Below are 11595 nucleotides of genomic sequence, written 5' to 3'. Positions count from 1 at the left end.
AATTATGAAAAGTTCATTGCTGTATTTTTTTGATCGCGATTTGCAAAAAGTGAAAAACGAACTTATCTGCTATAAAAACGAGCAAAATATCTGGGAAATAGCTCCTGGTATTTCCAACTCTGCGGGCAATTTAACCATGCACATCATAGGTAACTTGAATCATTACATTGGTAATAAAATGGGTGATACAGGTTACGAGAGGGATCGTGAATCGGAATTTTCAGTCAAAGGCATCCCAAGAGAGGAATTACTCCTTATGCTGGATGAAACTAATCATATGATAACAGATTCTATCTTGCAGTTTCCAGAGGATTGGTTTTCTAGGGATTATCCGGGAGGAGCTGTCAAAGAACCTATGAGTTATGAATACTATATGTTTCACCTCGTGAGCCATCTCAATTATCATTTAGGACAGATTAACTACCATCGAAGACTTTTAGAGAAATAAGCAAATGGCTAACGTGTGGATTTGTACACTTTTATACGTTAGCCATTTTTAAGTTACTCAATTTCTACTTCTTGTAAGGCTTTGAGATTGACTACATTTTCAAGAAAATCGATTGTTTGCTCCAGAACTGTTTCCCAGTCTTGTGAAGTGATAGACGAAGCAATTACATGGTCGCCTGTTTCAGGAAAAGCCATTTCACGCTTAAAGCTATTTGGAGTACCAAGCTGTTGAAACATTTCCTGCATTTTAGGCACGGAGACAACAAAATCCTGGATACTATCATTTTTATAAAAATAGCCCAGAAATACCGGGGTTTTAATTGCCTGAAATGTTTCAGGTACCATTTTGCTTCGGAGCAATACAGCTAAAGCCTCGTAGCCATTGACATGATAAGTTTCAGACCAATACTTCGCTTTATCACCATCTCTTTTGACCGTTCTGACTCCATTCTCCATTACAAAGTTGCTAGCTAAAAATTTTGCCCAAGGGTTGAAAAACTGTTGAAGTGCTTCTCCATATTCCCTGATTGCAGGAGAGTAGACTACCAAGGCTTTCATATCCGGTCTTTCAGATGCTAAGAGTAAAGAAAGAGCTCCACCCATGCTAGTACCTATGACAATCACTTCATCTCCTAGGCTTTTGCCGATCATGTAAGCTTGTCTCACCGCGTCAGTCAATAGTTGAGCAGAAAGGTATTCCATGCCATTGGGTCGGTCAATGCCGTGTTCAGGCAATCTGACCACATAGAGGTTTGCATGGAAATGTTCAGCGATTTTTCGGTGCACCGGATCGCCTTCCATTTGGCTGGCGCCAAAACCATGGATGTAGACAATAGAGTAAGGGGTTTTTCCTTTCAATAAACTATCTGCCCATATGATTTTAGCTTCATTGCCAATTTTTAATTGACTGACAGTATCTTCAATGTTTTGGATAAATACTTCTAACTGCAAGGGATCGCTCGGTACTTCGGTGTACTCACCCTCAAGAGCTTGGACTTTTGCCTTAGGTCCTGCGATATAAACGATAGCCAAGACGATGGCTAAGGCCAAGATAATTTTCAAAAAGGTTTTCATTTTTGGGATATGATTTTTGTCTTCAATGTATGCTTGTGCTTTAAACTAGCAAATTTACCATTGGCCTACAGTCAACCAAGTGGGTAATCCATTCTAAACCTGCAACAAGGTAAGGCTTGTAGTAGAATCAGCCGTGAATTTAAGATTAAATTCATATGAACTTTACAAAATACTGCTATCAATTGCGTTTAGTTTTAATTTCTGTTCATACTTCATTCATTATACGATATGGATTTATTGATAATGTGTTAAATTCGCTTGAATTTAAACCATTATGAAAAAACTTACATACGTATTAATTCCATCCTTAGCTTATTTGCTATTGGCTTGCGGTGGATCCTCGGATTCTGAGTACCAAATAACTCCAGCAGATTTAGAAGGACATATTATTGAGTTGTCAAACGATCTGTACGCTGGAAGAATGCCATTTACCGATGGAGAGACCAAGACTTTAACCTACATGGAAAAGATTTTTTCCGAAATAGGTGCAGAACCTGGCAATGGGGAGAGTTATTATCAGGATGTTCCTATGGTTTCCATTACATCAAAGGCTGCTCCTACGATGCAAGTGAAAGGACCCAAAGGGAGTATTGAATTAAAAGGCTTGGAAGATTATGTACTGTGGACGCAGAGAATAGAAGAGGAGCAGATTTTTGAAGATGTGGAGCTGGTTTTTGTCGGCTACGGAATTGTGGCGCCTGAGTATGGTTGGAATGATTACCAAGATGTGGACATGTCCGGGAAAATTGCTGTTGTGATCGTCAATGACCCTGGTTATGGTCAAGAAGGAAGTGATTTGTTCAATGGGAATACCATGACTTATTACGGTCGATGGACATATAAATTTGAAGAAGCGGCGCGGCAAGGTGCATTAGGAACACTCATTATTCATGAAACAGGTGCTGCAGGCTATGGATTTGGAGTGGTTCAAAATGGGTGGAATGGAACAAAGTTATATTTAGACAACCGGGGAAAAGATATTTATCAGCCAAAATTTGAAGGCTGGATAACATCTGAGACTGCAGAAAAGCTAGTTGATTTAGCAGGTTTGTCCATTCATGAGTTATTCCAACAGGCAAAAACTTCGGAATTTAAAGCTTTACCAATGGGTTTGAAAGTTAGTTCTTCTGTTAGTGCGCAAGGTATTTTTGATAGCTCTAAAAACTTTATTGCTAAAATTACAGGCACCAAGCGGCCGAATGAATACATTATATATACTGCTCACTGGGATCATCTTGGAATCGGTTCGCCAGATGCAAGTGGTGATAGTATTTATAATGGAGCTTTAGATAATGCTTCTGGTATTGCAGCTATGTGGGCTTTAGCGAAAGGCTTTATCGAGGGAGAAAAACCAGAGCGCACAGTAGTCTTTTTAGCGGTCACCGCTGAAGAACAGGGGCTATGGGGTTCTGCATATTATGCCCAAAATCCAGTTTATCCAGCTTCTCAGACGGTAGCGAACATCAATATTGATGGGTTAAATATTTTTGGGTCTATGCGGGATATGACCTTGATTGGAAAAGGGCAATCTGATTTGGAAGATCTCTTAGATGCGGTTTTATCTGAAAAAAATCGATTTTCTACACCTGATCCAACTCCAGCGGCTGGCTTGTATTACCGTTCAGATCATTTCAATTTTGCTAAAATAGGTGTCCCCGCGTTATATGTAGGGGCAGGGACAGATCATGTGGAGTTTGGTGTTGAGTATGGGAAGCAACAAATGGCAGATTATATCACAAATCACTATCATAAGCCATCGGATAAATATGACGCTGAAGCTTGGGATTTAGACAGTGCAGTGGAAGACTTAATGGTTTTGTTTAAAGTAGGTAAAAAATTGTCAAATACTACAAGTTGACCTCAATGGAAAGAAGGCTCGGAATTTAAAAGTATCAGAGAAAGTTACATGAAAAAGTAGTATGATTATCTGCAATTATACCAGTATGCAATATTTCAATTACTATCATGCTGACAATCCTCTGAGGTCGTAAGTCATCCGACCTCAGTCGATGAAAATATGCTTCAGTTAGTATTGCAAATGGTTGCTGGTATGAAAGCGGAAATGCATAAAAAGTAAAATAAAAAGCCTCAGATTTGTTTCAGAGGCTTTTTTTAATTTTTCTGTAAGTAATACTAACAAAAAGTTAAGATCTTAAAACCTTTTGTAAGTAGCCTACGTTATGCCCATTGTTCTTGTAACTTACTATGGATAAAATTTTACAAAGAGTAAGAGTTGAAGTCAATGAAAATATTTACCTCAAGGATCCATTTAGTTCGGATTTGGGTGTGGATATTGTGCAAAAAAGCATGGATATGATGTTGGCGCTTGGCTTTGAGAACTTTACTTTTAAAAAATTAGCTCAGGCAGTTGGCTGCACAGAGGCAGCGATTTACAGATATTTTGAAAACAAACACAAACTTTTATTATATTTATTTGGGTGGTATTGGGGATTTTTAGAACAAAACTTGGTTTATTGTACTGCCAATCTTACCTCAGCGCGGCAAAAGTTAGAAATAGCCATAGAGCTGCTAGCAAAAGGTCCGATTTTCAGTAAAAATGATTTTATTGATCCAGTGAAATTGCGCCGATTACTTACCGATGAATCTACTAAAGCAATCATGACTAAGGAGGTTGATAAGGAGCAGAAGCTGGGATTTTTTCATCAGTATTATAAACTTGGGGAGCGAATCGCTGAATTGATAAGTGCTTACAATCCGGAATATGAATTTCCAAAAACACTCGTGACAACGATTATGGAAGCTAGTTTGATGCAAACGTATTATGAGAACCATTTGCCAGGTCTTACGGAAAAAGGCGATGGTCATGACAAAAAAGTAATTTTCTTCAATCACTTAGTATTTAAAACAATCGCACATGAAAGCTGATAGCGGTTTGACACCTCTCAAACGATTCTTCAAACTGATCAATGAGGAGAAACAAGAGGTTTATGCAATTTATTTCTATTCATTATTGAATGGTACCTTATCTTTGGTGTATCCACTGGGTATTCAGGCCATTATCAATTTCGTGCTTGGAGGTAGAGTGAGTACGGCTTGGTTGATCATGGTTTTAGTTGTTACAGTAGCCATTTCTTTCAGTGGATTTCTTCAGATTTCACAATTGTATCTAACAGAGAAACTGGAACAGCGGATATTTGCAAAGGTAGGTTTTAGTTTTGCTTACAGACTTCCGCGCCTAAAGATGGATGAATTGGAAAAGAACTATACTCCTGAATTGGTTAACCGCTTCTTTGATGCAGTGAATCTACAAAAAGGGATGTCAAAAATCTTGATAGACTTTTCTTTTGCAATCGTTCAGATCACCTTTGGTATGATTTTGCTGGCACTGTATAATATCTTTTTCCTCTTATTCAGTTTGGCTTTGGTTTCCTTGGTTATTTTGATCTTTTATTTTACCAGTCCCAAAGGGATGGAGACCAATTTGAAGGTATCCACGATGAAATATAAAACAGCATATTGGTTGGAGGAAATTGGTAGAACTATGGCTACTTTTAAGTTGGCGGGTAATTCCAAGCTTCCGTTTTTCAACATGGATAAATTGTTAAAATCCTATGTAGAGTACAGGGATAGACACTTTGCTGTATTGGTGTTTCAATACAAAATAATGATTGCTTTCAAGGCTTTGATTGTGACTACTTTGTTAATTGTAGGAAGTATTTTGTTGATTGATAATCAGATCAGTATCGGACAATTTGTAGCAGTAGAAGTAATCATTATATTGATGGTAACTTCTGTTGAAAAGGTGATTCTTTCTTTGGATGCGGTGTATGATACCATGACTGCTACAGAAAAAATCGGTCAAATCATGGATTTGCAGATGGAACGTCAAGAGGGTACAGAGAAGTCACTTACTACTAACAATGAAAGTCTTCAATTCCAGATTAAAAACCTTCATTATTCCATCAAAAACACCAATTATGAAGTATTGGATAATGTCTCTTTTGATTTGAATGCGGGCGAAAAAGTAGTGCTTACCGGGAACAGTGGGGGAGGTAAAAGTACGTTGATGTACTTGATGTCCGGATTATTCAGTGAGTACAGAGGAAGAATCATCGTCAACGGTTTACCGATTGATACCATGAATTTAGATAAGCTCAGAGGCTTTATTGGTGATAGTTTATCTCATCAATCCATATTTCATGGGACCATTTATGAAAATGTCACTTTACGAAAAGATGCGGAGGATTCCCATGTGCGCGAAATTTTACAATTGGTAGGTTTAAAAGACTTTATCTACAAATTGACAGAGGATTGGGACACAATGTTGATGCCTGAAGGTAAAGGACTGAGTAAAGAAGTAATTAGCAAGATTATTTTAGCTAGGTGTCTAGTGTGCAAACCAAAAGCTTTGTTACTCGAAGACATGTTTGGTGCAATGGAGTATGAGGAGAAAATGAGGTTAGTGGATTATATTTTAGAAGGTAGTTGGACAGTAATGCTCGTGACTCAAGAGAAAGATATTATCAACAAATTCCCTCGGGTGCTGGAATTGAAAAACGGAAGGCTTACCTACGATGGAAGTACAGATGGGTTTTTATCAACTAAAACAATTTAATTCGAAAGGCGATGATAAATATTACTAAAAATAAAATTAGTGAGAAAGTCTCCTTCAAAGAGTTTGTAAGTCTCAATATGACCTATCCTGGAGACGATAGCAAAAAGAGGCGTAAAATCCTTTTATGGATATTGTTAGGTTCGTTTTTGTTTTTATTCCTTCCTTGGACACAAAATATCCGTTCGCAAGGCTTTGTTACAGCGTTAAGGCCGGATCAGCGACCGCAGACTGTGCATTCAATTATTGCAGGAAGGATAGAAAAATGGTATGTAGCAGAAGGTGATTTTGTGCAAAGAGGCGATACTGTTTTGTTAGTATCTGAAATTAAAGACGACTACTTTGATCCTAGACTTTTGGAGCGTACTCAAATGCAGGTTGATGCCAAGGCGTTATCTGCTCAATCCTATTCTGAAAAAGTAAAAGCGATCGAAATTCAGATAGAGGCCATGCGTCAAAATAATATTCTGAGAATAGATCAAGCAAACAACAGGCTTCGGATGGCTGAATTGCAAGTGATATCCGATAGTATACGCTTCGAACAGGCAAAAGTGAATTTTAAAATTGGAGAGGAACAGCTTAAACGAACAGAAAAGCTATTTCAGGAGGGATTACGTTCACTGACAGATTTCGAACAGCGGGAATTGCGTTTTCAGGAAGTGCAAGCAAGTATGATTGCCGCAGAAAACTCCTTACTCCAAAGTGTTAATGCTAGAATTGCGGCGACAATTGAGTTGAATGCCATTGATAATGACTTTAGAGATCGTATGGCCAAAGCACGCGCTGATATGTTCGAGTCCATGTCTGCTCAGTTTGATACAGAAGCTACAGTTACTAAACTTGAGAATCAGTATTCGAATTATGAAATGCGTACGGGTTTCCGTTATATTTTAGCACCTCAGGATGGTTATATTACACAGGCTGTTCAGGTAGGTCTTGGAGAAACCATTAAAGAAGGAGCTGAGATTATCAGTATCATGCCTGCCAATGCCCAATTAGCAGTAGAAATGTTTGTGTCTCCAGTGGATTATCCTTTGATGAGAATCGGTTCTAAAGTTCGGTTTATCTTTGATGGATGGCCGGCAATTGTCTTCTCAGGGTGGCCACAGATCACCAATGGAACCTTTGGTGGCGTCATTCATGCTATTGACAATTTTGCTAGCCCAAATGGGAAGTATAGGATTTTGGTAGTGGAAGACCCAGAAGAGGAAAATTGGCCAGAAGCATTAAGGATAGGTTCAGGTGCAGATGGGATTGCCTTATTAAACGATGTGCCTTTATGGTATGAAATTTGGCGACAATTGAATGGCTTCCCAGCAGACTATTATACAGCCCGAGAAAAGGCGGACAACAAAAAGAAATAATGATGAGAGCAATTTTAGTTTTCTGCTTTAGCTTCATTTCATTTACTATTTCTGCGCAAGAGATCTTAGATTTTGAAACCTACATGGAGTGGGTTCGATCCTATCATCCCATTGCTAAACAAGCGGATGTTAACTTGGAATTTGGTAAGCAGGAGTTGCGTGCTGCAAGGGGAGGTTTCGACCCTAAAATCTACACTCAAAGAGATCGGAAGCGATTCAATAATTCTGATTATTTTGATATTCAAGAGACTGGGATATCCATTCCAACCATGGGAGGTGTGGAATTAAAAGGCTTGCTTGAGCAAAATTCAGGAGTTTTTCTTAACAGTGAACGTACCGTTCCTGCAGGCGGCTTATTCGCTGCAGGTGCATCGTTCAATTTAGGGCAGGGTTTGATTATAGATCAGCGAAGAGCGGCTTTGCGAAAAGCACAGATTTTCAGGGAAGCTACCGTTGTAGAACGTCAATTATTTTTGAATGATCTATACTTGGATGCAACGGATCATTACTGGAAATGGGCCTCTGACTACCAAAATGTAAAAGTTTTTGAAGAAGGATATGATTTAGCAGTACAGAGATTTCGGATGGTAAAAGAAAGCTTTATTCAAGGGGACTTTCCAGCGATCGACACTGTAGAAGCATACACCCAAGTGCAGGATCGCCTTTTCAGTTTGCAGTCCGCTCAAATCAACTTCTTCAAATCTACCCAAATGTTAAATACCTTTTTGTGGGATGAAAGTGAAGAGCCAGTTGATTTGGTAGAGGATGTTTTTCCAGAAAATGTTCTCGATCCATTTTTGGTAGATTATATCCCGGAGTCTTTGAGAGGCTATGTAAGTATGCATCCCGAACTTCGTTTGACGGACTTTGATATTGAATCCTTGGAGGTAGAGCGGCGTTTTAAGGCAAATCTACTTTTGCCCATAGCTAAGTTTAATTATAATTTCTTGACAGAAACATTTAGCGCTGCTGAAGTAGTCCCATTCTTAGAGAATAACTACAAGTATGGATTTACTATTGCCACTCCTTTGTTCCTTAGAAAAGAGCGTGGTGGCCTTGGGATAGCAAGAGCGAAATTGAATTTCAAAAATTATGAGCGAGATCTTAAGTTTTTACAATTGAGAAATAAACTCGATGCTGAAATCTTTAACTTTGAGACGGTTGGACAACAGTTAGTAGTCTTCACGAATAATGTGAATGGTCTTCAAAAATTATTGGATGGGGAAATGATGCGGTTTGAGGTAGGTGAATCCTCCTTATTCCTAGTCAATGCTCGAGAAGTAAGCTTAATCAGCGCTAGAGTAACTCTCAACAACCTAGCTGCCCGAAGAAAAACCGCTTATGCGAAGATGCTTAACGCAGCAGGTTTAGGGTTTGAAGAGTAGAATGAAACCCGGCGCAAGTCGGGTTTTTTGTTCTCGCGGAATGCAGAGAAACTTTTTAGAAGGAAGAGAAGCAAGAGGTTAGAAGCGAGAGTTTAAACAAAGCAGGAATCTCGCAGAATACACGGAAAGCATATAAAAATTCGCATTGAAAAATCTATACCCGAAGAAAGAAATTAAGATTTAGCTAGTTAACTCTATCAATTGTCCCGTGTTTTTAACCCCGGAAAAACATGAGTATCTCCTGATTCAAATACGTGGGTTTTAACTCACTTCGGTGTCAAAAAACACAGGAATACACTATCAGCATATAATCAATTCCTTCGACGGACTCAAGACTTTTGACACGGAATTTTAGTTATGTACTTAAACTTCCCCAAAGTTCTAAACTTTGGAAAAGTTATCCCTGATTGAGTCTTGTGCCTAAGCCCCACATGTTAACATGTAACACTACCCTCAAAAGTGCCCAAGCATACGCTCATGTTAAATTCATCATTTCTAACTCCCAATTTTCCCTCCCCTGTTCACAAGTCACTTATCTTTTTTAATCTATACCTATTTAGCTTTTTATTATTGAAGCCCTTCATTTTTTTGCATTACCTTAGTTTCAGAGAATTATATCTCCCCAAATAACTAATTTGCACTATTTTATTAACAGCATTAATGGCTTCTATCAATGATTATCACTCTTCGCTTACGAATCCAGAACAGTTTTGGAAAGAAAAAGCTGAAAGCATCGCATGGTTAACATTTCCTGAAAAAATTCTTTCTACCAATGAGCAAGGCTTCTATCGCTGGTATGAAGGAGGGAAATTAAACACTTCCTATTTATGTTTGGACTATCACGTGGAAACAGGTAGAGGTGATCAAGTGGCTTTAATTTATGACTCACCAGTAACGAAAACCATTCAAAAATTTACTTATCGGGAGTTGACCGCAAAAGTCGCGCTTTTTGCTGGATTGCTTGCAGCAAAGGGAGTTGTCAAGGGTGATACGGTCATCATATATATGCCGATGGTTCCAGAAGCTGTTATCGCTATGTTGGCTTGTGCTCGGTTGGGAGCCATTCATTCAGTTGTATTTGGGGGATTTGCACCCCACGAATTGGCTATTCGTATCAACGATGCAGAGCCTAAAGTCATTGTCTCGGCTTCTTGTGGAATTGAATTTGATCGGGTTATTCCATATAAGCCATTAATTGATCAAGCATTGAAAGAGGCCACTTTTGAGCCGGATTATCATATTGTTTTACAGAGACCGATGGCTATCGCTGAACTTCGTTCGGAGCGAGAAATTGATTGGAATCAAGCGTTGGAATCAGTAGAGCCTCATAGCTATGTTCCAGTTGATGCATGGGATCCTTTGTACATTTTGTATACCTCGGGGACTACTGGAAAACCTAAAGGAATTATTCGGGATAATGGGGGGCATGCTGTTGTGATGAAGTATAGTTTGCAAGCGGTATATGATACCAACCCTGGAGAGGTATTTTGGGCGGCTTCTGACATAGGTTGGGCTGTTGGGCATTCATACATTGTCTATGCGCCATTGATTACGGGTTGTACGACCATTTTGTTTGAAGGGAAGCCTATTCGTACGCCAGATGCTGGTACCTTTTGGAGAATCATAGAGCAGCATCAGGTAAAGACTTTTTTTACAGCTCCAACAGCAATTCGCGCCATTAAAAAAGAAGACCATGAAGGTGAGTTATTTAAAAAATACAATGTTTCATCTCTGAAATACTTGTTTGTGGCTGGAGAACGCTGCGATCCGGCGACGTATGAATGGGTCAGTGATTTGTTGAAAATCCCGGTGATTGATCATTGGTGGCAGACAGAGTCCGGATCTCCTATGTTGGCAAATATGGCTGGAATAGACTTAAAGCCTATCAAAGCAGGATCATCTTCTACCCCAGTTCCTGGGTATGATGTTCAAATCATGGGAGAAAATGGGGAGTTGCTTGGACCTAATCAAGAGGGTTATGTGGTCATCAAACTTCCGCTAGGACCTGGATGTTTTCCTACCTTATGGAAAGACGATGAGCGTTTCCGTAAAGGGTATTTATCTAAGTTTGAAGGGTATTACCTGACGGGTGATGGAGGATTCAAAGATGAAGAGAATTACTTCTACATCATGGGAAGGGTAGATGATGTGATCAATGTCAGTGGTCACAGGCTATCCACGGGAGAGATGGAGGAAATTGTTGCTGCTAACCCAGTTGTGGCAGAATGTGCTGTAGTCGGAATTGCGGATAAGTTGCGTGGTCAGCGACCTATTGCCTTAGTGGTTTTGAAGGATGGGAGAGATCTTGGTAGGGAAGAATTGGAAGCTCAGTTGGTGAAAAGTGTACGAGATACGATAGGGGCAATTTCTTATTTCAAAACAGCAGTTATAGTGAAGCGCCTACCAAAAACCCGATCTGGGAAGATTCTCCGAAAAATTATTCGGAACATTGCTGATGATGTACATTTTGATATTCCATCAACCATTGATGACCCACTGATTTTGGACGAAATCAAAGATGTACTTAAGTCTCATAAAATCGGAATTGAATTTGAGTTGGATTGAAATGTAAGAGTAAATTATGGACTTGGAAAATTCAGATTAAATTTATTGAATCCAAATGATATTTTAGGTAATTTTGGTTCGAAGTATTTTTGTTTTGCATAAAGTGATTTATTAAACTGATATTTGGTAAAAAAGCTTTTAATTTAAAATGGTTTTGATTTGGCACGTCTTTATTGTTCAATGAATG

General features: G+C 39.0%; 8 protein-coding genes. 7 read left to right on the top strand and 1 reads right to left on the bottom strand.

Annotated elements, in window-relative coordinates:
• The first annotated feature begins 4 nt into the window (after nucleotides 1–4).
• Nucleotides 5–448, top strand: coding sequence for a DinB family protein (locus IPZ59_RS16265; protein WP_236137105.1), 444 nt, complete (start codon nucleotides 5–7; stop codon nucleotides 446–448).
• A 53-nt stretch (nucleotides 449–501) separates the two neighbouring features.
• On the opposite strand, the gene IPZ59_RS16260 is transcribed toward IPZ59_RS16265, so the two are convergent.
• Entirely contained in the window at nucleotides 502–1521 is a 1020-nt protein-coding gene (locus IPZ59_RS16260) for an alpha/beta hydrolase (RefSeq protein WP_236137104.1), read from the bottom strand.
• Nucleotides 1522–1795: 274 nt separating this feature from the next.
• On the opposite strand from IPZ59_RS16260, the gene IPZ59_RS16255 reads away from it, so the two are divergent.
• The 6 genes from IPZ59_RS16255 (at nucleotide 1796) to IPZ59_RS16230 (ending at nucleotide 11408) form a co-directional block, all read left to right on the top strand.
• Nucleotides 1796–3379, top strand: coding sequence for a M28 family metallopeptidase (locus tag IPZ59_RS16255; protein ID WP_236137103.1), 1584 nt, complete (start codon nucleotides 1796–1798; stop codon nucleotides 3377–3379).
• Nucleotides 3380–3726: 347 nt separating this feature from the next.
• The gene (locus IPZ59_RS16250) at nucleotides 3727–4407 is read left to right on the top strand and encodes a TetR/AcrR family transcriptional regulator (RefSeq protein ID WP_236137102.1); all 681 of its coding nucleotides are present in this window, start codon (nucleotides 3727–3729) and stop codon (nucleotides 4405–4407) included.
• The gene (locus tag IPZ59_RS16245) at nucleotides 4397–6097 is read left to right on the top strand and encodes a peptidase domain-containing ABC transporter (RefSeq protein WP_236137101.1); all 1701 of its coding nucleotides are present in this window, start codon (nucleotides 4397–4399) and stop codon (nucleotides 6095–6097) included. The genes IPZ59_RS16250 and IPZ59_RS16245 overlap by 11 nt, the downstream gene beginning before the upstream one ends.
• An 11-nt stretch (nucleotides 6098–6108) precedes the next feature.
• Nucleotides 6109–7458 (top strand): HlyD family secretion protein, encoded by a 1350-nt coding sequence (locus IPZ59_RS16240; protein WP_236137100.1) that lies wholly within the window; start codon nucleotides 6109–6111, stop codon nucleotides 7456–7458.
• Complete coding sequence (locus IPZ59_RS16235; protein WP_236137099.1) at nucleotides 7458–8843, top strand: TolC family protein; 1386 nt, start codon at nucleotides 7458–7460, stop codon at nucleotides 8841–8843. The genes IPZ59_RS16240 and IPZ59_RS16235 overlap by 1 nt, the downstream gene beginning before the upstream one ends.
• Before the next feature lie 660 nt (nucleotides 8844–9503).
• Nucleotides 9504–11408, top strand: coding sequence for an acetate--CoA ligase (locus IPZ59_RS16230; RefSeq protein WP_236137098.1), 1905 nt, complete (start codon nucleotides 9504–9506; stop codon nucleotides 11406–11408).
• Nucleotides 11409–11595: the final 187 nt, after the last annotated feature.

Source organism: Mongoliitalea daihaiensis (assembly GCF_021596945.1).
Classification (GTDB): Bacteria; Bacteroidota; Bacteroidia; order Cytophagales; family Cyclobacteriaceae; genus Mongoliitalea; species Mongoliitalea daihaiensis.
Note: the sequence above shows the minus strand (reverse complement) of the source record. Positions and strands in the feature narration are given on the sequence as shown.

Excerpts from the sequence above, each read along its gene's own strand:
- IPZ59_RS16265 (WP_236137105.1), top strand. The coding sequence starts at position 5 with ATGAAAAGTTCATTGCTGTATTTTTTTGATCGCGATTTGCAAAAAGTG.
- IPZ59_RS16260 (WP_236137104.1), bottom strand. The coding sequence starts at position 1,521 with ATGAAAACCTTTTTGAAAATTATCTTGGCCTTAGCCATCGTCTTGGCT.
- IPZ59_RS16255 (WP_236137103.1), top strand. The coding sequence starts at position 1,796 with ATGAAAAAACTTACATACGTATTAATTCCATCCTTAGCTTATTTGCTA.
- IPZ59_RS16250 (WP_236137102.1), top strand. The coding sequence starts at position 3,727 with ATGGATAAAATTTTACAAAGAGTAAGAGTTGAAGTCAATGAAAATATT.
- IPZ59_RS16245 (WP_236137101.1), top strand. The coding sequence starts at position 4,397 with ATGAAAGCTGATAGCGGTTTGACACCTCTCAAACGATTCTTCAAACTG.
- IPZ59_RS16240 (WP_236137100.1), top strand. The coding sequence starts at position 6,109 with ATGATAAATATTACTAAAAATAAAATTAGTGAGAAAGTCTCCTTCAAA.
- IPZ59_RS16235 (WP_236137099.1), top strand. The coding sequence starts at position 7,458 with ATGATGAGAGCAATTTTAGTTTTCTGCTTTAGCTTCATTTCATTTACT.
- IPZ59_RS16230 (WP_236137098.1), top strand. The coding sequence starts at position 9,504 with ATGGCTTCTATCAATGATTATCACTCTTCGCTTACGAATCCAGAACAG.